The organism is Vibrio sp. Of7-15, assembly GCF_022347565.1.
In the GTDB taxonomy this organism is placed as follows: domain Bacteria; phylum Pseudomonadota; class Gammaproteobacteria; order Enterobacterales; family Vibrionaceae; genus NORP241.
The window spans coordinates 33,587-58,287 of the sequence record NZ_JAKRGH010000018.1; the positions used below are offsets into that span (position 1 = coordinate 33,587).

Here is a 24,701-nt window from a genome sequence, read left to right on the forward strand (position 1 = left end):
GTTAAAGAACGAAAAGCGGCGGCGAGTATAACAGAGTTTAAGTAAAAAGGAAGTGGTTATTAATTGTGCAGTCGCTTTGCTTTGTCACACAGAGATGTATTTGACATAGATGTTTATACGCAAGCGCTCAGAGTTATGTTAATATCCGGCGGTTTTAGATTTTGGATTGGTTGAACAGACAGTATGCTCGATAATATTCGTGTTGTTTTAGTGGGAACGACTCACTCAGGAAACATTGGTTCTGCGGCTCGTGCGATGAAAGTGATGGGGCTTAGCAATATGGTACTTGTGGCTCCTGAATGTGAAGTGGATGGTAAAACTATCGCTATGGCCGCAGGTGCCAGTGATATTGCTGTTAACGCACGAATTGTAGAGACGCTTGACGAAGCCATTGAAGATTGTGGCCTAGTCGTGGGCTCAAGTGCCCGTTCTCGCACCTTAGAGTGGCCAATGCTGGAGCCTCGTGAGTGTGGTGTGAAGTCGGTTGAAGCCGCAGAATCACACCCGGTAGCATTAATTTTTGGCCGTGAGCGCATTGGTCTTACCAATGAAGAGCTACAAAAATGTCATTATCATGTTTGCATTCCGGCTAATCCAGAATATAGTTCGTTAAATCTAGCGATGGCGGTTCAAACTATTTGTTATGAAGCTCGAGTTGCTTGGTTAGACAGCAAAGCCTACAAGGGCGAGAAAAAAGAAGCAGAGTACCCACTCAATAAAGAATTAGAAATGTTTTATGAACATCTTGAAAGAGTTCTTCATCACACCAACTTTATTGTGAAAGCACATCCCGGTCAGGTCATGAACAAATTGCGTCGTATGTTTAATCGTGCGCGCCCTGAATCCCAAGAGTTAAATATCTTGCGCGGTGTATTAGCTTCTATTGAAAAGCAGAAGAAGCGCAAAGATTAATCTTCTTTTTTAGTAAGTTAAATACCTGAGTAAAATAGTCAGGTAAATACTTGACTGAAATAGTCAGGTATGACAAACTCGTTTCCACAATCTTAATGTGGGTTCGGTGTGATATGAGACTTACTTCGAAAGGAAGGTATGCAGTTACCGCAATGTTGGATGTTGCGCTGCATTCGCAAGAAGGCCCGGTGCCTTTAGCAGATATTTCAGAGCGTCAAGGTATTTCTCTTTCTTACCTTGAGCAATTGTTCTCACGCTTGCGTAAAGCCGGTTTGGTAGCAAGTGTGCGCGGACCAGGCGGTGGTTACCGTTTAGGTCTTAATCCAGAAGATATCGCAGTTGGCATGGTTATCGCTGCTGTTGATGAGTCTGTGGATGCGACTAAGTGTCAAGGAAAAGGGGACTGCCAAGGTGGCGTTCGCTGTTTGACACATACTTTATGGCGTGACTTAAGTTCTCGCATTAGTGACTTTTTGAACGGCATTACTCTTGGTGAGTTAATGGCGGACAATGAAGTACTAGAAATTTCAGATCGTCAGAACATTGATCTGGCGATGAGCAATAGTTTTGGACACAAAACAAAACAAAATAGCACGTTAGGTGCAGATATCAGTTCTTGACGGCAAGACGTCTGTATTTTCGGAGATGAAAATGAAACTGCCAATTTACTTTGATTATTCAGCTACTTGCCCAGTAGATCCTCGTGTGGCTGAAAAAATGGTTCAACACATGACAATCGATGGTTGCTTCGGTAACCCAGCTTCTCGTTCACACCGTTATGGTTGGCAGGCTGAAGAAGCCGTTGATACAGCGCGTGAGCAAGTTGCAGAATTACTGAATGCGGATCCACGTGAAATCGTATTTACTTCTGGCGCAACTGAGTCAGATAACTTGGCAATTAAAGGTGCTGCGCATTTTTACGGCAAAAAAGGTAAGCACATTATTACCTGTAAAACTGAGCATAAAGCCGTACTTGACCCATGCCGCCAGTTAGAGCGTGAAGGTTATGAGGTGACGTACTTAGAGCCGGAATCAAACGGTATCATCGATTTAGCTAAGTTCCGTGATGCGATCCGTGAGGACACCATTCTTGTGTCATTCATGCATGTGAACAATGAAATTGGCGTGATTCAAGACATCAGTGCGATTGGTGAACTGTGTCGTGAACGTAAAATCATTTTCCACGTAGATGCAGCCCAGTCTGCAGGTAAGCTTCCAATCGACGTTCAAGAAATGAAAGTTGATATGATTTCTTTATCTGCGCATAAGATTTATGGCCCTAAAGGTATTGGTGCACTTTATGTTCGCCGTAAGCCTCGTATTCGCCTTGAAGCACAAATGCACGGTGGTGGTCATGAGCGTGGTTTCCGTTCTGGTACTCTAGCGACTCATCAGATTGTAGGCATGGGCGAAGCGTTCCGTATCGCGAAAGAAGATATGGAAAAAGACAACGCGCATAACCTAGCACTGCGAACTCGTTTGCTGGATGGCTTGAAAGACATGGAAGCCGTTCATATTAATGGTGATCTTGAGCAACGTGTTGCTGGTAACCTAAACATCAGTTTTGAATTTGTTGAAGGCGAATCGTTACTGATGGCACTAAAAGATTTGGCTGTATCATCTGGTTCTGCATGTACATCAGCAAGTCTTGAACCATCTTACGTACTGCGTGCTCTTGGCTTAAATGATGAGCTAGCACACAGTTCAGTTCGTTTCTCATTCGGTCGTTTTACGACAGAAGAAGAAGTGGATTATGCAATTTCAAAAATCCGTGAAGCAGTAACTAAACTGCGTGACATGTCTCCATTGTGGGATATGTATAAAGAAGGTATTGATTTAAGTACCGTTGAGTGGGCACACCACTAATCACACGGACGTTAGGAACTCGAGGAATTTATCATGGCTTACAGCGAAAAAGTAATTGATCATTATGAAAACCCACGTAATGTAGGGGCTTTCGATAAAGAAGACCCATCAATCGGTAGCGGCATGGTTGGCGCTCCAGCTTGTGGTGACGTAATGAAACTTCAGATCAAAGTATCTGAAGAAGGTGTTATTGAAGACGCTAAGTTCAAAACTTATGGTTGTGGCTCTGCAATCGCTTCTAGCTCTCTGGTAACAGAATGGGTTAAAGGTAAAACTCTAGACGAAGCGGCAGCACTGAAGAACTCAGAAATCGCTGAAGAGCTTGAGTTACCGCCAGTAAAAGTTCACTGCTCTATTCTTGCAGAAGATGCAATTAAAGCAGCTGTATCTGATTACAAGCAGAAACACGAACAAAACTAAACATTTATAAGGGTTGTTGTAAATATGGCCATCACCATGACTGAAGCGGCAGCAGACCGCGTTCGTACTTTTCTTGAGAACCGTGGTAAAGGTATCGGTTTGCGTTTAGGGGTGAGAACCTCTGGTTGCTCTGGTATGGCCTATGTTCTTGAGTTCGTTGATGAACTGAATGAAGAAGACCAAACTTTTGAAGAGCATGGTGTGAGCATCATCATTGATCCTAAGAGCTTGGTTTATATGGATGGCACTGAGTTAGACTTCGTCAAAGAAGGTCTTAATGAAGGCTTCCAGTTCAACAACCCAAATGTGAAAGGTGAGTGTGGGTGCGGCGAAAGCTTTAATGTATAGCCCACTTTTATAAACCAACCACAGTATTCAAATATGAATCACTTTGAATTATTTGGGCTACCTTTTCAGTTCGAGCTGGACGGTAGCCTTCTTTCTACACAGTTTCGCGAACTTCAACGTCGTTTCCATCCCGATAATTATGCGACAGCATCAGAACGAGATCGTCTTCTTGCCGTGCAAAAAGCCGCTCAGATCAACGATGCCTACCAAACTTTAAAAGATCCTATTGCTCGTGCAGAGTACCTGTTATCTGAGCAAGGTTTCGACATTCGTGGTGAACAAAAAACACTGCAAGACCCAATGTTTTTAATGCAGCAAATGGAATTACGTGAAGCGTTAGAAGATATTCCTTCTTCTCGTGATCCTGAGCAAGCGTTGTTTGATTTTGATGGTTCTGTATCAGCGATGTATAAAACTCAACTGGCAGAACTGACAGAACAGTTAAATCAATCTCAGTGGGATGTTGCGACAGACAGTGTTCGTAAGCTGAAATTTGTTACTAAACTTCGCAGTGAAATTGAGAAATTAGAAGACTCTTTATTAGGATAGCCTTATAAAGCAGTTCACGAACAGGACTTACAATGGCACTTTTACAAATTGCTGAACCAGGTCAGAGTGCAGCGCCTCACCAGCATAAACTGGCAGTAGGTATTGATCTTGGTACAACCAACTCTCTTGTCGCTTCCGTTCGAAGTGGAACTCCTAGTACATTAAAAGATGGCCAAGGACGCAGTATCCTACCTTCTGTGGTTCACTATGGTGCGGATTCTATCGTCTTGGGACAGGAAGCTCATGAATTAGCTCAAAGCTCACCTGAAAATACGATCATTTCCGTTAAGCGTCTAATGGGGCGTTCATTAGCGGACATTCAGCAGCGTTACCCAAATCTTCCTTACCAGTTTGTTGCTAGCGATAATGGCTTACCTATCTTTGAAACAGCGCAAGGTCAGGTTAACCCAATCCAAGTTTCTGCTGAAATCTTAAAATCTCTTTCTCAGCGTGCAGTGGAAACACTTGGCGGTGATTTAGAGGGGGTTGTGATCACTGTACCGGCATATTTTGATGATGCGCAGCGCGCAGGTACAAAAGATGCGGCTAAGTTAGCAGGCTTAAACGTATTACGTTTACTGAATGAGCCTACGGCAGCTGCTATTGCTTATGGTCTAGATTCAGGCCAAGAAGGTGTGATTGCGATTTATGACCTTGGTGGTGGTACGTTTGATATTTCTATTTTACGTTTATCAAAAGGCGTATTCGAGGTATTAGCGACGGGTGGTGATTCAGCTTTAGGCGGAGATGATTTTGACCATCTATTAGCGGAATGGCTAAAAGAGCAAGCTGGGATTCATGAAGCCCTAAGTGCAGAACAATATCGTTCACTGCTTGATGCAGCGACTCAAACTAAAATTGCATTATCTGAGCAAAATGAAGTTCAGGTTGATGTATTGGGTTGGACGGGGACAGTAACAAAAGCTCAGTTTGATGAGCTGATTCAGCCTTTGGTTAAGAAAACCTTAATGTCTTGCCGTCGTGCATTAAAAGATGCCGATATTGATTCAAGTGATGTGCTTGAAGTGGTGATGGTTGGTGGTTCAACTCGCACTCCTCTTGTTCGAGAGATGGTTGGTGACTATTTTGGTCGTACGCCATTGACGAGTATCGACCCTGATCAAGTAGTCGCTATTGGTGCTGCGATTCAAGCAGACATTTTGGCTGGTAATAAACCTGATTCCGAAATGTTACTTCTGGATGTGATCCCACTATCGCTAGGTATTGAAACCATGGGCGGCCTGGTTGAAAAGATCATTCCTCGTAACACGACGATCCCTGTTGCACGTGCTCAAGAGTTTACCACGTTTAAAGATGGCCAGACGGCAATGAAAGTACATGTGGTTCAAGGTGAGCGTGAAATGGTAGACGATTGCCGTTCTTTAGCTCGTTTCAGCCTACGTGATATTCCACCAATGGCGGCAGGTGCAGCGCATATTCGAGTGACTTACCAAGTGGATGCCGACGGTTTATTATCTGTAACGGCAATGGAAAAGAGCACGGGTGTTCAAGCAGAAATTCAAGTGAAACCTTCTTATGGTTTGAGTGATACTGAAATCACCACCATGATCAAAGACTCCATGACGTACGCAAAAGAAGATATGGACTCGCGTGCCCTAGCGGAGCAGCAGGTAGAAGCGGATCGCGTGATTGAAGGTTTAGTGGCGGCGCTGGCTGCAGATGGCAAAGCATTGCTGTCTGATGCTGAGTTTGCGGACATTGAAAGTGCTATCCAAGAGTTAATTGAGCTGCGTAATGGTACTAACACTAATGCCATTGAAGCGGGTATCAAAAAAGCAGATAAAGTAAGTCAAGAATTTGCCTCGCGTCGAATGGATGTGTCTATTCGAGCTGCGTTGGCCGGTCAGTCTATTGATGAGGTATAAGAATGCCAAAGATTATTGTATTGCCACATGAAGAGCTATGCCCTGAAGGCGCAGTATTAGAAGCGAATACAGGTGACACAGTTTTAGATGTAGCATTAAAAAATGGCATTGGAATTGAGCACGCTTGTGAAAAATCATGTGCTTGTACTACTTGCCACGTGGTTATCCGTGAGGGGTTTGATTCACTTGAAGAAAGTGAAGAGCTTGAAGACGACATGCTAGATAAAGCGTGGGGTCTTGAGCCTGAATCTCGCTTGGGTTGCCAAGCACGAGTAGCCGACGAAGATTTGGTTGTGGAAATTCCAAAATACACACTAAACTTAGCTTCAGAAAACCACTAAGCGGACGATTGAGTTATGAGCCTGACATGGACTGATTCGCGAGACATTGCGATTGAATTGGTTGAGCAGTTCCCAGAGACGGATCCTAAAACGGTTCGTTTTACCGATCTACATCGCTGGGTTATGGAACTTGAAGAATTTAATGATGACCCAAATCATTCCAATGAAAAAATTCTTGAAGCCATTATTTTGTGCTGGATGGACGAAATGGATTAATGGGACGAACGCAGAGATCCAGCTCTTACTATTGAGCTAAGTCTCTTGTGTTGTCAGCATAAAATCGGCACTGTCATTAAAAAAGCGGACTATTCAGTCCGTTTTTTTTATCTATTAGATAATTTATTTGGCTTAACGACGGTCAGCCGTTGCTAATCATCTAGTCTTACGTATTCTAGAGTCGCCAAATTTTTTGTACCAGAACTGACAAGGAGATTCATCATGTCTGAACAAATGGCCGTTTTTTTAACGACGTCTGCAGCTGCACCACAATGGGGTGAAAAAGCCCTATTATCTTTCGACGCTGAAGGCGCGAGTATTCATACCACTGAAGGTCATACATCAGGTGCAATTCAACGTGCAGCTCGTAAGTTAGATGGTCAAGGTATTAAGGCTGTTTCTCTTCAAGGTGAAGGTTGGGATCTAGAGTCCGTATGGGCATTCGTTCAAGGCTACCGTGGCCCTAAAAATAACAATACAATCGAATGGGTTGAATTGAATGAAGCCGATCAAAAAGAGTTGTTAGCCCGTATTACAGCAACGGATTGGGTTCGTGACATTATTAACAAAACCGCTGAAGAAGTGGCACCTCGCCAGTTAGCAACCATGGCGGGTGAATTCATTAAATCACTAGCACCAGAAGCGGTGAACTTCAAAGTGGTGAAAGATAAAGACCTACTAACCGAAGGTTGGCAAGGTATTTATGCGGTCGGCCGTGGTTCTGAGCGTACTTCTGCTATGCTACAGCTTGATTACAACCCAACGGGTGACGAAAACGCACCAGTCTTTGCGTGTTTAGTGGGTAAAGGCATCACTTTTGATTCTGGTGGTTACAGCATCAAGCCTTCTGGCTTCATGGATGCCATGAAAGCGGATATGGGTGGTTCTGGTACCATCACAGGTGGCTTAGCATTAGCGATTTTACGTGGTTTGAATAAGCGTGTGAAATTAATCCTATGTTGTGCTGAAAACATGATTTCAGGCCGTGCTTTGAAGCTTGGTGACATCATTACTTACAAGAACGGCAAAACAGTAGAGATTTTAAATACCGATGCAGAAGGCCGTTTAGTACTGGCTGATGGCCTATTGTATGCTAATGAGCAAAAACCAGAGCTTATTATTGATTGTGCGACACTAACGGGTGCCGCTAAAAATGCGCTAGGTAATGATTATCACGCACTGTTGAGCTTTGATGATGAGCTGAGCCATCGTGCATTAACAGCTGCTCGTAATGAAAGCGAAGGTCTATGGCCATTGCCTGTGGAAGATTTCCACCGTGGTATGCTGCCGTCTAACTTTGCGGATATGGCTAACATCGGCGCAGGTCAATATTCTCCTGGTGCAAGCACAGCCGCTGCGTTCTTATCTTATTTTGTGGATGACTACAAAAAAGGCTGGTTGCACTTTGATTGCTCTGCGACTTACCGTAAAGCGGCAAGCGACAAGTGGGCCCCAGGTGCGACTGGTGTTGGTGTTCGTTCACTGGCTCGTATTCTTCTCGATGAGGCGAAATAAATCATGACAGTATTAAATGTATTACTTTCAGAACACGCTTCAGACGGTGTATGGGGCGAAAATGCATTGATCAGTTATGCTGAGTCTGCTGTCAAGGTTCATTTTTCGGGTAGCTTCCCATTGCGTAAGATTCAGCAAGCGGGTGCACGTCTACGTAGTCAAGGCATTAAAGAAGTGACGTTAAGCGGTGAGTTTTGGACTGCTGAATCGCAATGGGCGTTCTACTGTGGTTTTGCGCACACTTTAAATCGTGCGAAAGTAAATTGGTGCGCAGCAGAAGGTGTTGACGTTGCTCAACTTGAAGCGCGCAGTAAAGCCGCAAATTGGGTACGTTACGCAACAAACGCGGCACCAGAAGATATGTACCCACATAAACTGGCTGAAGATGCTGTTGCTCATCTAACCGCAACTGCAGGCGATAAGGTGACAAGCAAAGTAGTTGCTGGTGACGAGCTGCTGGAGCAAGGTTGGATTGGTATTCACAGTGTTGGCCGTGCCAGTGTGCGTGAGCCTGTGTTACTTGAAGTTGACTTTAACCCAACAGGCGATGCTAATGCGCCAGTTTCTGCTTGTTTAGTGGGTAAAGGCATTACATTTGATTCAGGTGGCTACAGCATTAAAGCTAACGCTGGTATGGCGACGATGAAGTGTGACATGGGCGGTGCGGCGACCGTAACCGCAGCGCTGGGTTATGCGATTGAACAAGGTTTAAACCAGCGCGTGAAAATGTTCCTATGTTGTGCGGAAAACCTGATTGCGGGTAATGCGTATAAGTTAGGTGATATTTTAACGTATAAAAATGGCGTGACGGTTGAGATCCTTAATACGGATGCTGAAGGTCGCCTAGTACTTGCTGATGGTCTGATGGCAGCAGGTGAAACAGGAGCTCCATTGATCATTGATGCGGCAACTCTAACAGGTGCTGCAATGATGGCAGTTGGTGAAGACTACAATGCCTTATTCTCTTTAGACAAAGAGTTGTTATTTAAGGCTCAAGCGGTGAGCGAGCAAGTGAATGAGCCAGGTTGGCCATTACCTCTTGCTCCGTGGCATCAAGATAAATGCCCATCACCGTATGCTCAAACAGCCAATAGTCGCCCAGTGAAAGGCGGTGGTGCTGGTGGTGCTTCAAATGCAGCGGCTTTCTTGTCTCGTTTTGTTCCAAACGAAGGAAAAGGTTGGTTACACATTGACTTAGCGTCTGCGTTCCGTGACAGCGGTAACAGTTTCTGGGCTGCAGGTGCGACAGGGCTTGGTGTTGCGAATATTGCTCAATTATTGTTAGAAGAACAGCGCTAATTATAAATCCCTCTCGGAGCGCATCTGAGAGGGAAATAATAATAAGATCAAATCCGAACGTATTATAAAAGGAATATCGACATGGCAATTGAACGTACATTTTCTATTGTGAAGCCAGATGCTGTAGAACGAGACCTTGTAGGTGCCATTTACCGCCGTATTGAAAAAGCAGGCATGAAAATCGTCGCTGCTAAGATGTTGCATCTAACGGAAGAGCAAGCAAAAGGCTTTTATGCAGAGCACGAAGGCAAAGAGTTTTTTGGCCCGTTAGTGGAATTTATGACATCTGGCCCGATTATGGTTCAGGTGCTTGAAGGTGAAAATGCCATTGTTCGTTACCGTGAGCTAATGGGAAAAACAAACCCAGAAGAAGCAGCATGTGGCACATTACGTGCCGATTACGCACTAAGCATGCGTCATAACTCGGTTCATGGCTCAGATAGCCCAGAATCCGCTGCACGTGAAGTGGCGTACTTCTTTGCGGAAGATGAAATCTGCCCACGCAGCTAAGTCCAATAATATCAATGCTTAATTTAGGGGAGCTTAGGCTTCCCTTTTTTGTATCTACACTTAACGGAGAATATTGTTTGAGAATCCCTATTTTCTATCAGTGGAAAGTATTGGATAAAGGCTGTACAATTCTGCGCCTTGAATTTTGCTATACACATAGCGACGCAGAACGTCATTTATCAGAGAGGCAATGATGACAACAGTGAAAACCAATCTGCTTGATTTTGATCGTAAAGGTCTACGCGCATATTTTGCCGAAGAACTTGGTGAAAAAGCATTTCGTGCTGATCAATTGATGAAGTGGATGTACCACTTTGGTTGTGATGACTTTGATCAAATGAATAACTTGAACAAAAAGCTGCGTGAAAAGTTAAAAGCTCGTGCAGAAATCAAAGCACCTGAAGTTTCTTTTGCTCAACACTCAGCAGACGGTACCATTAAGTGGGCCATGAGTGTGGGTGATCAGGACGTAGAAACGGTATACATTCCAGAAGGGGATCGTGCGACTTTATGTATCTCTTCTCAAGTGGGTTGTGCGCTCGACTGTAAATTCTGTTCAACGGCTCAGCAAGGCTTTAACCGTAACTTAAAAGTGTCTGAGATCATTGGCCAGGTGTGGCGTGCTGCCCGTGAAATTGGTATTGAAAAAGAAACAGGTCGTCGTCCAATCACCAACATCGTATTGATGGGAATGGGTGAGCCACTACTGAACATGAAAAACCTACTGCCAGCATTAGAGATCATGCTAGATGATTTGGGTTTTGGTTTATCGAAGCGTCGTGTCACCGTATCGACATCCGGTGTTGTATCGGGCTTAGATCAAATGACGGGTAACATTGATGTTGCTTTAGCGATTTCTTTGCATGCTCCAAATGATGAGCTGCGTAGCCAGATCATGCCGATTAACGATCGCTGGGATATTCAAGATTTCCTAGCCTCGGTTCGTCGCTACATTGCGTCTTCAAATGCTAACCGTGGCCGTGTAACCGTTGAATACATTTTGCTTGATCACGTGAATGACGATATGGATCATGCAAGACAGCTCGCAGAGTTATTAAAAGATACGCCAGCTAAAATTAATTTAATTCCATTTAACCCATACCCTGGGTCACCATATAAGAAACCGAGTAATTCTCGTATTGATCGTTTCATGAAAACGTTGATGGAATACGAATACACGGTAACGGTGCGTAAAACGCGTGGTGATGACATTGATGCCGCTTGTGGCCAGCTTGTTGGTGATGTTATTGACCGTACGAAACGCACAAAAATGAAGCTGCAAGGGGAACCTATTCCTGTTAAAGCAGTCTAGACGTTAACTTATGTGTGGGTGAGCGATGGTTCAATGGGGTAAGACTGTTTTATTATTAATATTGCTGTCTGGATGTGCTGCAGTAACTTCTGAGCAAAATGCAAGGGAGTTTGATAACATAGAGGCAGCCGAAGCTCGTATTTCATTAGGTTTAGGCTATATGGAGGCAGGAGATAGGCAAAAAGCACGGGAAAACCTCGAACTTGCCGTTCAGCATGCTCCAGACTATTATCGCTCACAAATATCCATTGCATACTACTATCAGCAAGTTGGTGAAAATGAACTTGCTGAAAGCTCATATAAAAAAGCACTTCGTTCATCGCCAAATAATGGTAATGTATTAAATAATTACGGTGTTTTTTTATGTAAGCACGCTCGCTATGGTGAAGCGCAACAAGCGTTTAGCAAAGCGATTGAGCAACCCTATTATTACTTAGTCTCTGCTAGTTATGAAAATGCGGCCATGTGCTCGCTCAGTAGTGGAGATAACGCAACAGCGAAGCAATATTTTGAACGTTCGATTGCTCACGATCCTTCTCGGGCTCGCTCCATCCTTCAATTAGCAAAATTAAAAATTGATGATATGGAGCTGAATGAAGCAAGGATCATGCTGTTAAAATTTCATAAGAAGTATGGGTATAAACCAGCCAGTCTAGGATTACTGATTAAATTGGAAGCTGAGGCGAAAAACAGCCATTTGGTTTCTCGCTATGGTGATGTACTGGCTGAGCAATACCCAAGCTCAATACAATATCAACAATATCTGGCCAATGACTATTGATAAAAATGCAGAACAAACAGAAGTAACTCATGCTCTGCCTGGCGATATGCTGGCACAAGCTCGAACTAAGTTGGGTTACTCACAACAAGATGTTGCCAACCGATTACGTTTACGCATCACTGTCATTGAACGAATCGAAAATAATCACTTTGATAATGAAACCGTAGCCACCTTTACCCGTGGCTATTTGCGATCTTATGCCCGCCTTGTTGGTTTAGATGCAGAAGAAGTATTACACGCATTGGATCATTTAGGTGAAGCTCAGCATGGTGAAATGGCTATGCAAAGTTTCTCACGTAAAACAAAGCGTGATAAACATGATAACCGCATCATGAAATTAACGTGGGTTATTTTTGCGGCAATCGCTGGTATCACCGCATTATGGTGGTATCAGAACCAGCAGCCAGATACCTTTCTGACGGAAGTGGAGCCAACTGCTCCTGTGGTTTCAGAAGCGCCAGCGGTGGTTGAGAGCCCTGTGGTAACGGAAGTTGAAGTAACCCCGTCTGTGGAAAGTACGGAGCCACTAAATGGTGAAACTGCTACGACTACAGTCGCAGAAGAAGGGCTCCCTCCGGTATCTTCAGAAAAAGACGTTACTCAAACTACAACGATAACTGAAAATAACACTGATGCTACGCCAGAAGTGACTGACGTTGCTTCAACGGCAAAAGAGCCCGTGTCTGAGCCTGAAGTCAAAGAGCCTGTAATTGAAGATACGCTCTCTTTGTCGTTTGCAGGTGACTGCTGGATTGATGTACGTGATGCGACAGGCAAGCGTTTAGCAACAGGCGTCAAAAAATCAGGTGATACGTTAACGTTAACAGGTAAAGCTCCTTACAAACTCGTGTTAGGTGCTCCTGCGGTAGTTGAGTTAACATATCAGGGGAAACCGGTGGATCTTTCTAAGTTCTCATCAGGTAAAGTAGCAAAATTGACATTACCACAATAACGAGTACCCACAATGCATAACGAATCTCCAATTATACGCCGTAAATCGACTCGAATTTATGTTGGCGATGTGCCTATCGGTGATGGGGCTCCAATCGCTGTTCAGTCGATGACGAATACGCGGACCACTGACATTGCAGCAACGGTTGCTCAGATCAAATCGTTGGAAAATGTTGGTGCTGATATTGTGCGAGTTTCTGTTCCAACTATGGATGCAGCAGAAGCGTTTAAAGAAATTAAGAAGCAAGTCTCTACCCCTTTAGTTGCCGATATTCACTTTGATTACCGTATTGCGCTAAAAGTGGCTGAGTACGGTGTGGATTGTTTACGCATTAACCCAGGTAATATCGGTAATGAATCTCGTATTCGTTCTGTGGTTGATTGTGCCCGTGATTACGACATTCCAATTCGTATTGGTGTGAATGGTGGTTCTCTAGAGAAAGACATTCAACAGAAATACAAAGAGCCAACAGCAGAAGCGTTATTAGAATCGGCCATGCGCCACGTAGATATTCTCGACCGATTAAATTTCGATAAGTTTAAAGTCAGTGTAAAAGCGTCTGATGTGTTTCTCGCGGTGGATTCATACCGTTTATTAGCAAAAGAAATTGATCAACCTCTTCATCTTGGTATTACGGAAGCGGGTGGTGCGCGTGCTGGCTCTGTGAAGTCTGCGGTTGGTTTGGGAATGCTGCTATCTGAAGGTATTGGTGATACTTTACGTATTTCATTAGCGGCGGATCCGGTAGAAGAAATCAAAGTTGGTTTTGATATTCTTAAATCACTGCGTATTCGCTCTCGTGGCGTGAATTTTATTGCGTGCCCAACGTGTTCCCGTCAAGAGTTTGATGTTATTGGTACCGTAAACGAATTAGAGCAGCGCCTAGAAGACTTGATCACTCCGATGGATGTTTCCATTATAGGCTGTGTGGTAAATGGCCCAGGTGAAGCGGAAGTTTCTCATCTTGGTGTTGCGGGCAGTAATAAGAAAAGCGCTTTTTACGATGATGGTAAACGTCAGAAAGAGCGTTTTGATAACGATGATCTGATTGAACAATTAGAAGCGAAGATCCGAGCAAAAGCATCTGTGCTTGATCAAAATAACCGTATTGATGTTGAACAGTTAGATTAATCGAGTTGATCTATTCAACTCAATTCTCATATTTAGATTTAAACCTTATTTGGTAAGAAAACGTGGCTAAAATAATTCAAGCAATCCGAGGCATGAACGACTGCCTTCCAACTGACTCTCCACTTTGGCATAAAGTAGAAGGCAGCATTAAAAATGTAATTAGCGCTTATGGTTACAGTGAAGTGCGTATGCCTATCGTTGAAAGTACGCATTTATTTAAGCGTGCAATTGGTGAAGTGACAGACGTGGTTGAGAAAGAGATGTACACGTTTGACGACCGCAATGGCGACAGCTTAACACTGCGTCCAGAAGGGACAGCAGGCTGTGTTCGTGCTGGTATTGAAAATGGCCTATTGTACAACCAAGAGCAGCGTCTTTGGTACATGGGTCCAATGTTCCGCCATGAGCGCCCACAAAAAGGCCGTTACCGTCAGTTCCACCAAGTGGGTGTTGAGGTCTTTGGCCTAAATGGCCCAGATGTTGATGCTGAGCTTATCATGATGACGGCACGTTTATGGCGTGAATTAGGTATTGATAAACACGTGCGTTTAGAGCTGAATTCGATTGGTTCTTTAGAAGCACGTGCAAACTACCGTACTGCACTGGTTGCTTTCTTAGAGCAGCACTTAGACGTGTTAGATGAAGATTGTAAGCGTCGCATGCACACAAACCCAATGCGCGTTTTGGATACCAAAAACCCAGATGTTCAAGCTATTTTGGGTGACGCTCCTAAGTTATCAGAATACTTGGATGAAGATTCTAAAGAACATTTTGCAGGTTTATGTGAACTACTAGACGCTGCAGGCATCGAATACCAGGTAAATGAACGTTTGGTTCGTGGTTTAGATTACTATAACCGCACTGTATTTGAATGGATTACGGAAAGCTTAGGTGCTCAAGGTACTGTTTGTGGCGGTGGTCGCTATGACGGTTTGGTTGAGCAGTTAGGTGGTAAAGCGACCCCTGCGGTTGGCTTTGCTATGGGATTAGAGCGTTTGGTTCTACTAATGGAGACATTAGAGTTGACCGATGTTCGTCGTCCGGTAGACGTTTACATGGTTACTGCTGGCGAAGGCACATTGATGGCGGGCATGAAGCTAGCTGAACAATTGCGTGAGCAAGTTCCAGGCCTGAGAGTCATGAGTCACTTCGGTGGCGGTAACTTTAAGAAGCAGTTTAAACGTGCAGATAAAGTCGGTGCAGCAATTGCCTTGATTCTTGGTGAAACTGAAGTTGCTGATAATACCGTTGCGATTAAAGATTTGCGTGGTGGCGAACAACAAACATTACCTCAGGCTGAGGTTGCCGCTAAGCTGGCTGAATTGATTTAAGAGAGGACAGGAAGTGGAAGTCTACGAAACCGAAGAACAACAAGTTGATGCGATAAAACGCTGGTGGAAAGAAAACGGAAAAGCAGTTGTTCTTGGTGCAGTATTAGGTTTAGGTGGCCTTTGGGGCTGGCGTTACTATCAAGCAGAATTAGTGGCTTCAAAAGAAGCGGCTTCTGATGCTTATGGTAAAGTACTTAGTGTGCTTGAAGCTGGTGGTGACGATGCTATTGCACAAACTCAAACTTTTATTGATGCACATAAAGATAACCAATACGCGGTTCTTGCTGCGTTGCAGTTAGCAAAAGTTCAAGTTGAAGCCAATAAGCTAGACGAAGCGTTAACTCAGCTTCGTTGGGCTGCCGCAAATACAAAAGACGATGCTATTTTGCCATTAGCAACAACACGTATTGCACGAATTTTGGCAGAGCAAGGTCAATATGATCAGGCGCTAGCTGAGCTAAAAAATGTAACGTCAGAAAGTTGGAAAGCTCGTGTTGCAGAACTTCGTGGTGACATTGCACTTCGTAGCGGTGATGCTGAAGCAGCACGTACTGCTTATACCGAAGCTCAACAGCTTGGCGAAAGTCCAGCTCTTCAAATGAAGCTTGACGACTTAGCTAAGTAAGGTTGATGTAATATGAGAAAGGCGGTTAAAAAAGCGTTAGCTTATGGCCTGACTTTTTCTCTTCTCGCTGGCTGTGCTAGCGAGGAGGATACCATTGTAATGGCTCCAGTACCTGTTGTAGAAAGCCAGTTTACGCCTAAAGCGGAATGGTCTAGCACAATTGGTGATGGCGTAGAGTACTATTTCTCTAAGCTTAAGCCTGCTTATGGTTATGATAAAGTTTACCTTGCTAGCCGTAATGGCTTGGTGAAAGCACTAAACCCTGAAACAGGGAAAAGTGTGTGGTCTATTGATTTAGAAACAGATGTCTCAGCTCGACTTTCTGGTGGGATCACACTCTCTTATGGCAAAGCCTTTATCGGTTCAGAAAATGGTGAGTTAATTGCCTTAGATGCTGAAACTGGTGAGGTGAGTTGGCGTAGCCGTGTTGATGGTGAGATTCTTTCAAGTCCATTAGCAGATGAAGGCATGGTTATGGTGCACAGCAGTCGCGGTGTGTTAATGGCTTTTGATGCTGACTCTGGAGAAGAGCGTTGGCAGATTAGCAGTGAAGTGCCGAACCTAACATTACGCGGAGACAGTACCCCAGTGAGTACATCTGGTGGTGTTTTCTGGGGAATGGCGAATGGCCGTTTGGCAGCGGCATTAATTTCTAAAGGGCAATTATTGTGGCAACAACCTGTTGGTACGCCAAAAGGTGCCACTGAAATTGATCGTCTAGTGGATGTAGATGCGAGCCCAGTAGTGCTAGGTAGCCGTTTATTTACGTTAGGTTATAACGGTCAGCTAATTGCTGTTGAGTTGCGTACAGGTCAACCAGCTTGGAAACGTAACTATTCATCGGCAACGGACTTTACTACTGATAGCAGCCGTTTGTTTTTAGTGACTGATAAAGATCATCTTGTTGCCGTGGATGCGCGTAGCGGGACTGAAGTGTGGAAAAATACCTCACTTGAGCATCGTTTATTAAGTGCGCCTACCATCATCGGTAACTACTTAGTGACGGGTGATAGCGAAGGATATTTATATTGGATCGATCGCAGTACAGGTGCGTTTGTTGCCCAACAGCAGTTCGATGAAAGTGGCTTCGCAGTATCACCCATTGAAGTTGATGGCAGCTTCGTGGTGGTAACTCGTGATGGTCTCGTAAAGAAAATGAAGATCCAATAACATCTCATGTTATAATCCTATATCGGCTCCTGGCTGTTTTTCAGTCAGGAGCCGTTATTATTAGGTAAAAGTGAATTGTCGTTATAGGTAACAGAGGCTTGCTGCGCGAGTATTGTTACCTATAACTATATAGATAGTATTTAAATAGAAAGAGGTAGATATGATTCCTGTTGTTGCCCTTGTTGGGCGCCCTAATGTGGGTAAATCGACGTTATTTAACCGTCTAACTCGCACAAGGGATGCGCTAGTTGCTGATTTTCCTGGCCTAACGCGGGATCGTAAATACGGTAAAGCCCATTTAGGCGAGCATGATTTTATTGTTATTGACACCGGTGGTATCGATGGTACCGAAGCTGGTGTTGAAACAAAAATGGCAGAACAATCACTAGCAGCAATCGAAGAAGCTGATGTGGTCCTGTTCATGGTTGATGGCCGTGCTGGTCTAACAGTATCGGATGAAGCCATTGCTAATCACCTACGATCTCGTGAAAAGCCAACCTTTTTAGCTGTGAATAAAGTGGATGGTGTCGACCCAGATGCCGCCAGCGCAGAGTTCTGGCAGTTGGGTATGGACAACATGTACCAAATTGCAGCGGCACATGGCCGTGGTGTAAGTGCTTTGATTGATTTGGCGCTTGCGCCATTCGCTGAATCTTTAAAAGAAGAGATGAGCGAAGAAGGTGAGATGACCGATCTTACAGGCTTTGAAGACGAAGAAGAAGAAAGCGTAGAGCTAACGGAAGAAGACGCGGAAGCTGAATTTAAGCGTCTGCAAGATCAGCCGATTAAAATGGCGATTATTGGCCGCCCGAATGTGGGTAAATCGACTCTGACAAATCGTATTCTTGGTGAAGAGCGTGTGGTTGTTTACGATATGCCAGGTACTACTCGCGATTCTATCTACATTCCGATGGAGCGTGATGGTCGTGAGTATGTGTTGATTGATACGGCTGGTGTTCGTCGTCGTAAGCGTATTAATGAAACGGTAGAAAAATTCTCAGTGATCAAAACACTGAAAGCGATTGAAGATGCTAACGTTGTTCTATTGGTGATCGATGCGCGTGAAAACATTTCGGATCAGGACTTGAGCTTATTAGGCTTTACATTGAATGCAGGCCGTTCATTAGTGATTGCGATTAATAAGTGGGACGGTTTGGATTCAGAAGTGAAAGATCGTGTGAAGTCTGAGCTGGACCGCCGCTTAGGCTTTGTGGATTTTGCTCGTGTGCACTTTATTTCTGCTCTGCACGGTACAGGTGTTGGTCACTTATTCGAGTCAGTACAAGAAGCATATACATCTGCAACGAAACGTGTCGGTACGTCTGTTCTGACTCGTATCATGCAAATGGCGCAAGATGATCACCAACCACCGCTAATCCGTGGTCGCCGTGTGAAATTAAAATACGCGCATGCTGGTGGTTACAACCCGCCTATCGTTGTTATCCATGGTAACCAAGTACATGAGCTGCCATCATCGTATAAGCGTTATCTAATGAACTACTACCGTAATGCATTGGAAGTGATGGGTACACCGATTCGTATTCAGTTCCAAAGCAGTGGTAACCCATTTGAAGATAGATCAAATAAGCTGACTCTATCTCAAGAGCGTAAACGTAAGCGCATGATGAATGTGGTGAAAGGCCGCAAGAAATAACGAATAATACATGAAATGAGCGCCTCAAGTAGGGCGCTCTTTTTTTATCTGTAAGTAGGACGTTTTATGACACCTGTTAGTGCAACCCAAATTTTATTTTGTCATCAAACTTGGCAGCACCAAGCCCAAGTTCAAATGTGTAAGACAACGCCAAAAGGTAATCAGTGGTTAGTTACTGAATCTACCCCTTTTCATCCTGTTAGCCATATTTGGCCTGACCATCCAGCAGATAAAGGGTATGTAGAATATGGTCCACATACAATCCCTGTTGTGGATTGCTTAACTGGGGCTGTTGAGCTTTCGACTAATACGTTATTTGTGGACAAAGAGATCCCAGTAAAACGTGGAGAAGCCGGCTGGGTATTTGTGGTTGTCCATCAGTTAGATACAGAGTTAACACTAGATGTGAATGAGCATGTCACTCTTCATGTTGATAGGCAGTACCAAGAAGCGCTAAGCCGTGGCCACAGTGCAGGGCATTTGGCTTCTCTTGCGCTTAATAAAGTGCTTCATGCTAATTATTGGCGTAAACAGGCAGATCGCCTCGATGAGTTAAAGCATTATGATTTTAATAGTTATGCTCAAGAAACCAGTTTTGTCACTGAAGATTGCTGTACGGACACTTATCGGCTAGGTAAAACGTTACGTAAACGAGGCTTAAACAGCGCGAACATGCTGGAAGACTTAGATCAGATAACAGGGCTAGTTAATGAGCAGCTTACACAATGGCTAGCGTTAGGCAGTGACATTACTATAGATTGTAAAGGCCCACTACTTACAGATTCTCGTTACTGGGTATGTGATTTAGGCGAAGAAGGAATTGTAGAAATGCCATGTGGGGGTACTCATAGTGCATCATTGACAGAATTTTCAGTCATTACCATCGAACTTGTTCTTCAAGACGAACAGCATATTAAGATGATCACAACATCAATAAAGCAGTGACAAAAAGATCAATGTTGGAAGCATGATCGTACAGCGAGGATCATTGGTTGTAAAATAGCCAATAATATTGCTGAAATAAACCGGAACGATGAAAGGAAGGATCTTTGCATAAATCACGCATTTAAAGGCTTTTTTTGATGTATATTTAACCGCTCATGGGCAATTATTTGTTTTGTAATATTCTAGATCTGGCGATTATTTCAATTTAATCCGGATTATTATATCGGATTAAATTGAAAAACAGGATATGTAACTTATGCTTTCGAGGTGTGAATATATAAATATGCTTCTGGAGTAAGATCGCTGATCAAATGGCCTTTTTGTATTGATCAATGGACTCTCGATCCATCAACTTCCCTTGCAATAGTGGCATAGGAGCTGTTTTTACTCGATTGGCAAGATTAAGGGCTTGCTGCATTGTTTGCTTTGCCATTGTATCAATGGGCAGCGCAACGGAGCTTAATCTTGGGATGCTAAATTCATTAGCAGGATCATCATTAAATCCATATAGAGATACCGAGCTAGGAATAGGGCGGTGTAGTTCAGCCAAAGCTCTCATGGCGCCGCGTGCCATACTGTCATTACATGCAAAAATAGCGGAGATAGATGGATTCTCGATTAATAGCTGGCTAGTAGCATCATAACCACTGCCAATAGAGAAGTTCCCATGCACGACAAAACTATTTTTAATCCCATGATCGATTAAGGCTTGATGGTAGCCTTTTAAGCGAGTACTTGCAGTTGATGACTTTTCTGGGCCTGCAATACACGCAATATTGGTGTGTTTTAACTGAATTAACTTTTCAACGACTCCGTAAGCGGCTTGGTAATGATCAAATGCAATGGTGTGGTTAGGATGGCTGGCGACTTTTTGATTCATTACGATCAGTGGAACAGGTAGAGAGTCGATTAGTGTTGCGATTCGTCTGCTTGCTATGCTTCGGGTGTAGAGGGTAATTGCATCAACATTACAGCTTACTAGCTGATTGATGGCTTCTTCTTCTTGTTCTGCATTATTTCCCCCATTGACAATTAATAGCTTTTTCCCAGCAGCTTCAACGGTACTCGTTGCCACCTCTATTAAAGTATTGAAGTACTCTCCATGAAAATGGGAAATGATTAAGCCTATACAGTTGCTTGCGTTAGCGGTGATGGTTTGCGGTAAGTGACTTGGTGCTTGGCTAAGATCAAATATTGTTGGATGAACAGTGCTGACGGTTTTTAACGTGATTGGGGGAGATTTGTTGATCGATCGAGATATTGTTGTGTTTGATTCGTGAGCAGTCCCGCATACATCATTGATCATAAATATGAATTCCTTTACCTATAATTACGCTTTGAAGCAACTTAGCGTATTGTAGGGTAATTATTGGTCATGGTGATAGTAATTTCATAACATCCAGTTGCTTACTGTTGGTTTGGGTTTATATGTGGCTTTATTTGTCATTAAAAACAGCGGTTATTTGCTTCTAAAGCTGGTTTTATAACGGTCAATAGAAAGCGAATTGATAGTGATTTTGATCATAGAAATATGACTTTTTATAATAAAGTCAGTAGTAGTATCACCAGTGATAATAAAGATACTGGTATTATTTAGTGAGTAAAAACGATGACTTACTGGATAAGGAAAAGCGCGATGAACACATGCCCAAGTTGTGAAAGTGAATTACGTTGGCAACAAGATCATTATCATTGTGATTTTTGCCAAGTAGAGTTTAAAAAAATCGCCTTTTGCCCAGATTGCGACAAAGTATTGGATAAATTACAGGCGTGCGGTTCTGCTAGTTACTTTTGTAATGAGTGTAATGAACTGAAATCCAAATCGAGAGTGAAGGTTGAATTTCAGCCATCGGAATCTGCTTAATTAACAGTAGAGCGGATCTCACCGTCAGCAAGGGTTGTGATTAAAGTGTCACCAGTTTGGATTTGTTGGTGTGACGTGACTAGGCGATTGTTCTTATCGCGAGTAATAGAGTAGCCCCGGTTTAGTGTTGCCAGTGGGCTTACTGTTTCTAATTTTTCTGCCGCCATTGCTAGCTGATGCCTTGATTGCAGTAATTGTCTATCCATGGCATCTAATAAACGTCTTTTTTGCTCTGTTAACTTAGCTTGGTTTATTTGCAAGGACTTTTCAGGAGAATATAGGCTGAGCTTATATTGTTGCTTTTCTATGTGTTGTTTATGATTGGCTAATAGGCTGTGCATAGCAGCTTGCAAACGCTGTGATAGATCATCTAATCGTTGGCTTTGTTGATTCAGTTGCAGCTGAGGGTGTTGTTTTTCCAATCTAAATTGCAGTTGTTGTAGCCGAGCGTTTTGCACAGACAAGTAATGACGTATACCGCTTTGCAATTGTTGCGATCGTTGTGTGATTTTTTGGCTTTGTGCTGAGGTATCCCGACTGATCAGCTCTGCGGCGGCTGATGGTGTGGGAGCTCTGACATCAGCAACAAAGTCTGCAATTGTCACATCGACTTCATGGCCAACCGCACTGACAATTGGAATTTCACTGGCCGCGATCGTACGGGCGACGATCTCTTCATTAAAGCACCACAGATCCTCTAATGAGCCTCCACCGCGACCAACAATTAACACATCACATTCTTGGCGACTATTGGCACGACCTATGGCTTGGGCAATTAGGATCGCTGCATCGCTCCCTTGCACCATGGTTGGGTAGATCACCACAGGCAAATTGGGATCTCGACGTTTAAGGACATCTAGGATATCAAACAGTGCGGCACCTGTTTTAGAGGTAATGATCCCCACACGTATTGGGTTTTCAGGCAGTGGTTTTTTACTTGATTGCGCAAATAAGCCTTCTGCGGCCAATGACATTTTTAATTGATCAAACTGCTGCTGTAGACGACCATCCCCTTCTGGCTGCATGCTTTCAATGATCAGTTGATAGTCACCTCTAGGTTCATAGAGAGACAAGCGGGCTTTGACTAACACTTGGTTGCCATTGGCAGGTTTAAAGGTCACTCGGCGGTTATTACCACGAAACATGGCGCATTTAACTTGTGCACGAGAGTCTTTAAGAGTGAAGTACCAGTGTCCAGAAACAGGTGCTGAGAAGTTGGAGAGTTCACCAACTAGCCACACAATCCCCATTTCATTTTCAAGTAATAAGCGGACTTCTGCATTTAAGCGAGAGACAGTAAAAATACGATCGTTAGAAATGTTAGGCACAGGAATGTCCTAGACATGAGTGTAGGAATTAGCGGCAATATAATACATAGCAAGGGGGTAAATGCAAATTAAAAATGAAAAAATGTGTGGTCAACCGATTGCGCCGTGCGTATAATCCGTCTGCAATATCAAATCCAAATCACTTTATTATGCGAAACGATAAAGTTGGGTTTATTCCTTTTAACACCTTTGTTGTGAGATATTGCAAATGCTACGAATCGCAAAAGAAGCTTTAACTTTTGACGACGTTTTACTCGTCCCAGCACACTCAACTGTTCTTCCGAACACCGCTGATCTTCGCACTCAGCTAACAAAAAACATTACTCTAAATATCCCAATGATCTCAGCATCCATGGATACTGTTACGGAAGCTCGCCTTGCAATCGCTCTGGCGCAAGAAGGTGGTATTGGCTTTATTCACAAGAATATGTCAATTGAGCAGCAAGCAGAAATGGTCCATCAAGTTAAGATTTTCGAAGCAGGTGTGGTCTCAAAACCTGTTACGGTAAGTCCTGATGCGACAATTGCAGATGTAGTTGCGTTAACTGAGAAGCATGGTTTTGCTGGTTTCCCAGTAGTGACTGACACCAATGAGCTTGTTGGTATTATTACAGGTCGTGATGTTCGATTTGTTACTGATCTTTCTAAGAAAGTTGATGTAGTAATGACACCAAAATCGCGTTTAGCTTCTGTAAAAGAAGGTGCAACTCGTGAAGAAGTTCAAGAGAAAATGCACGAAGCGCGCGTTGAAAAAGTATTAGTAGTTAACGATGAATTCCAATTAACTGGAATGATCACAGCAAAAGACTTCCACAAAGCTGAACGCAAACCAAACGCTTGTAAAGATGAGCGTGGTAGTCTGCGTGTAGGTGCTGCAGTAGGTGCTGGTGCTGGCAACGAAGAGCGTGTTAAAGCTCTGGTTGAAGCGGGCGTTGACGTTCTTCTTATCGACTCCTCACATGGCCATTCTGAAGGTGTTTTAAACCGTATTCGTGAAACACGAGCGGCGTACCCTGATCTAGATATCATTGGCGGAAACGTAGCAACAGGTGCTGGTGCACGTGCGCTTATCGAAGCGGGTGTTAGTGCTGTTAAAGTGGGTATTGGCCCAGGTTCAATCTGTACAACTCGTATTGTTACAGGTGTTGGCGTTCCACAAATTACCGCTATTTCTGATGCTGCAGAAGTGGCTAACGAATATGGCATTCCAGTTATTGCTGATGGTGGTATCCGCTTCTCTGGTGACATCTGTAAAGCTATTGTTGCTGGCGCATCGTGTGTGATGGTTGGCTCAATGTTCGCAGGTACTGAAGAAGCACCAGGTGAAGTGATTCTGTACAACGGTCGCTCTTATAAAGCTTACCGTGGCATGGGTTCTTTAGGCGCCATGTCTCAAGGTTCATCGGATCGTTATTTCCAGTCTGATAATGCAGCGGACAAATTGGTACCAGAAGGTATTGAAGGCCGTATCGCTTATAAAGGCCGCCTAAAAGAAATCGTACACCAACAAATGGGTGGTTTACGTTCAAGCATGGGTCTAACAGGATCTGCAACTGTTGAAGCTATGCGTACGAAAGCTGAATTTGTACGTATCTCAGGTGCTGGTATGAAAGAGTCTCATGTACACGATGTTCAAATCACGAAAGAAGCACCAAATTACCGTTTAGGTGATTAATCGCTTCTATCACGATTCTTGTTTTTATATACGGCCTTTAAAAATTGGGAGTGCTGGCCACTCCCTCTTAA

At 43.7% G+C, this 24,701-nt stretch carries 25 protein-coding genes; 23 read left to right on the forward strand and 2 right to left on the reverse strand.

Annotation, left to right across the window (positions count from 1 at the left end; translation table 11 throughout):
- Positions 1-183: 183 nt before the first annotated feature.
- The 21 genes from trmJ to MHO82_RS17225 all read left to right on the forward strand — a co-directional run bounded on the left by trmJ (position 184) and on the right by MHO82_RS17225 (position 19,763).
- On the forward strand, positions 184-912 hold the full coding sequence (trmJ, locus tag MHO82_RS17125; protein ID WP_239185680.1) for a tRNA (cytosine(32)/uridine(32)-2'-O)-methyltransferase TrmJ: 729 nt from the start codon (positions 184-186) through the stop codon (positions 910-912).
- 113 nt (positions 913-1,025) lie between these two features.
- Complete coding sequence (gene iscR, locus MHO82_RS17130) at positions 1,026-1,532, forward strand: Fe-S cluster assembly transcriptional regulator IscR (RefSeq protein WP_239185682.1); 507 nt, start codon at positions 1,026-1,028, stop codon at positions 1,530-1,532.
- A 31-nt stretch (positions 1,533-1,563) separates the two neighbouring features.
- Positions 1,564-2,778: an IscS subfamily cysteine desulfurase gene (locus tag MHO82_RS17135; protein ID WP_239185684.1), complete on the forward strand. Its 1,215-nt coding sequence runs from the start codon at positions 1,564-1,566 to the stop codon at positions 2,776-2,778.
- 33 nt (positions 2,779-2,811) lie between these two features.
- Positions 2,812-3,198, forward strand: a complete 387-nt coding sequence (gene iscU, locus MHO82_RS17140) for a Fe-S cluster assembly scaffold IscU (protein WP_239185686.1) — start codon at positions 2,812-2,814, stop codon at positions 3,196-3,198.
- A 24-nt stretch (positions 3,199-3,222) separates the two neighbouring features.
- Positions 3,223-3,546 (forward strand): iron-sulfur cluster assembly protein IscA, encoded by a 324-nt coding sequence (gene iscA / locus MHO82_RS17145; RefSeq protein ID WP_239185688.1) that lies wholly within the window; start codon positions 3,223-3,225, stop codon positions 3,544-3,546.
- A gap of 33 nt (positions 3,547-3,579) precedes the next feature.
- On the forward strand, positions 3,580-4,095 hold the full coding sequence (gene hscB, locus MHO82_RS17150) for a co-chaperone HscB (protein WP_239185690.1): 516 nt from the start codon (positions 3,580-3,582) through the stop codon (positions 4,093-4,095).
- A 32-nt stretch (positions 4,096-4,127) separates the two neighbouring features.
- On the forward strand, positions 4,128-5,981 hold the full coding sequence (gene hscA, locus MHO82_RS17155) for a Fe-S protein assembly chaperone HscA (RefSeq protein ID WP_239185692.1): 1,854 nt from the start codon (positions 4,128-4,130) through the stop codon (positions 5,979-5,981).
- 2 nt (positions 5,982-5,983) lie between these two features.
- Entirely contained in the window at positions 5,984-6,322 is a 339-nt protein-coding gene (gene fdx / locus MHO82_RS17160) for an ISC system 2Fe-2S type ferredoxin (RefSeq protein WP_239185694.1), read from the forward strand.
- 15 nt (positions 6,323-6,337) lie between these two features.
- Positions 6,338-6,538 (forward strand): Fe-S cluster assembly protein IscX, encoded by a 201-nt coding sequence (iscX, locus tag MHO82_RS17165; RefSeq protein ID WP_239185696.1) that lies wholly within the window; start codon positions 6,338-6,340, stop codon positions 6,536-6,538.
- A 222-nt stretch (positions 6,539-6,760) separates the two neighbouring features.
- A complete protein-coding gene (gene pepB / locus MHO82_RS17170) occupies positions 6,761-8,053 on the forward strand; it encodes an aminopeptidase PepB (protein ID WP_239185698.1) in 1,293 nt (430 codons plus the stop codon).
- Between the two features lie 3 nt (positions 8,054-8,056).
- The gene (gene pepB, locus MHO82_RS17175) at positions 8,057-9,352 is read left to right on the forward strand and encodes an aminopeptidase PepB (protein WP_239185700.1); all 1,296 of its coding nucleotides are present in this window, start codon (positions 8,057-8,059) and stop codon (positions 9,350-9,352) included.
- Positions 9,353-9,433: 81 nt separating this feature from the next.
- Positions 9,434-9,862, forward strand: a complete 429-nt coding sequence (gene ndk, locus MHO82_RS17180) for a nucleoside-diphosphate kinase (protein ID WP_239185702.1) — start codon at positions 9,434-9,436, stop codon at positions 9,860-9,862.
- A gap of 193 nt (positions 9,863-10,055) precedes the next feature.
- Positions 10,056-11,174 carry a bifunctional tRNA (adenosine(37)-C2)-methyltransferase TrmG/ribosomal RNA large subunit methyltransferase RlmN gene (locus MHO82_RS17185; protein ID WP_239185788.1) on the forward strand — a complete coding sequence of 373 codons (1,119 nt, stop codon included), beginning with the start codon at positions 10,056-10,058 and terminating at the stop codon, positions 11,172-11,174.
- Between the two features lie 25 nt (positions 11,175-11,199).
- A complete protein-coding gene (pilW, locus tag MHO82_RS17190; protein ID WP_239185704.1) occupies positions 11,200-11,955 on the forward strand; it encodes a type IV pilus biogenesis/stability protein PilW in 756 nt (251 codons plus the stop codon).
- The gene (gene rodZ, locus MHO82_RS17195) at positions 11,885-12,907 is read left to right on the forward strand and encodes a cytoskeleton protein RodZ (protein WP_239185706.1); all 1,023 of its coding nucleotides are present in this window, start codon (positions 11,885-11,887) and stop codon (positions 12,905-12,907) included. The genes pilW and rodZ overlap by 71 nt, the downstream gene beginning before the upstream one ends.
- Positions 12,908-12,919: 12 nt before the next feature.
- Positions 12,920-14,038 carry a flavodoxin-dependent (E)-4-hydroxy-3-methylbut-2-enyl-diphosphate synthase gene (ispG, locus tag MHO82_RS17200; RefSeq protein ID WP_239185708.1) on the forward strand — a complete coding sequence of 373 codons (1,119 nt, stop codon included), beginning with the start codon at positions 12,920-12,922 and terminating at the stop codon, positions 14,036-14,038.
- A 62-nt stretch (positions 14,039-14,100) separates the two neighbouring features.
- A complete protein-coding gene (hisS, locus tag MHO82_RS17205) occupies positions 14,101-15,369 on the forward strand; it encodes a histidine--tRNA ligase (protein ID WP_239185710.1) in 1,269 nt (422 codons plus the stop codon).
- 13 nt (positions 15,370-15,382) lie between these two features.
- Positions 15,383-15,994: a tetratricopeptide repeat protein gene (locus MHO82_RS17210; protein ID WP_239185712.1), complete on the forward strand. Its 612-nt coding sequence runs from the start codon at positions 15,383-15,385 to the stop codon at positions 15,992-15,994.
- Positions 15,995-16,006: 12 nt separating this feature from the next.
- Positions 16,007-17,164 carry an outer membrane protein assembly factor BamB gene (gene bamB / locus MHO82_RS17215; RefSeq protein ID WP_239185714.1) on the forward strand — a complete coding sequence of 386 codons (1,158 nt, stop codon included), beginning with the start codon at positions 16,007-16,009 and terminating at the stop codon, positions 17,162-17,164.
- A gap of 160 nt (positions 17,165-17,324) precedes the next feature.
- Entirely contained in the window at positions 17,325-18,818 is a 1,494-nt protein-coding gene (gene der, locus MHO82_RS17220) for a ribosome biogenesis GTPase Der (protein WP_239185716.1), read from the forward strand.
- A 66-nt stretch (positions 18,819-18,884) separates the two neighbouring features.
- A complete protein-coding gene (locus MHO82_RS17225; protein ID WP_239185718.1) occupies positions 18,885-19,763 on the forward strand; it encodes an alanyl-tRNA editing protein in 879 nt (292 codons plus the stop codon).
- Positions 19,764-20,070: 307 nt separating this feature from the next.
- Here the strand turns inward: MHO82_RS17225 and MHO82_RS17230 are convergent, their stop codons facing one another.
- Positions 20,071-21,069, reverse strand: a complete 999-nt coding sequence (locus MHO82_RS17230; protein ID WP_239185720.1) for a substrate-binding domain-containing protein — start codon at positions 21,067-21,069, stop codon at positions 20,071-20,073.
- Between the two features lie 330 nt (positions 21,070-21,399).
- On the opposite strand from MHO82_RS17230, the gene MHO82_RS17235 reads away from it, so the two are divergent.
- Positions 21,400-21,627: a zinc ribbon domain-containing protein gene (locus MHO82_RS17235; RefSeq protein WP_239185722.1), complete on the forward strand. Its 228-nt coding sequence runs from the start codon at positions 21,400-21,402 to the stop codon at positions 21,625-21,627.
- Here MHO82_RS17235 and xseA read toward each other — a convergent pair.
- Positions 21,624-22,955 (reverse strand): exodeoxyribonuclease VII large subunit, encoded by a 1,332-nt coding sequence (gene xseA, locus MHO82_RS17240; RefSeq protein WP_239185724.1) that lies wholly within the window; start codon positions 22,953-22,955, stop codon positions 21,624-21,626. The two genes, MHO82_RS17235 and xseA, sit on opposite strands and share 4 nt — an antisense overlap.
- A gap of 208 nt (positions 22,956-23,163) precedes the next feature.
- Here xseA and guaB point away from each other — a divergent pair, with 208 nt between their 5' ends.
- Positions 23,164-24,630, forward strand: a complete 1,467-nt coding sequence (guaB, locus tag MHO82_RS17245; protein WP_239185727.1) for an IMP dehydrogenase — start codon at positions 23,164-23,166, stop codon at positions 24,628-24,630.
- Positions 24,631-24,701: the final 71 nt, after the last annotated feature.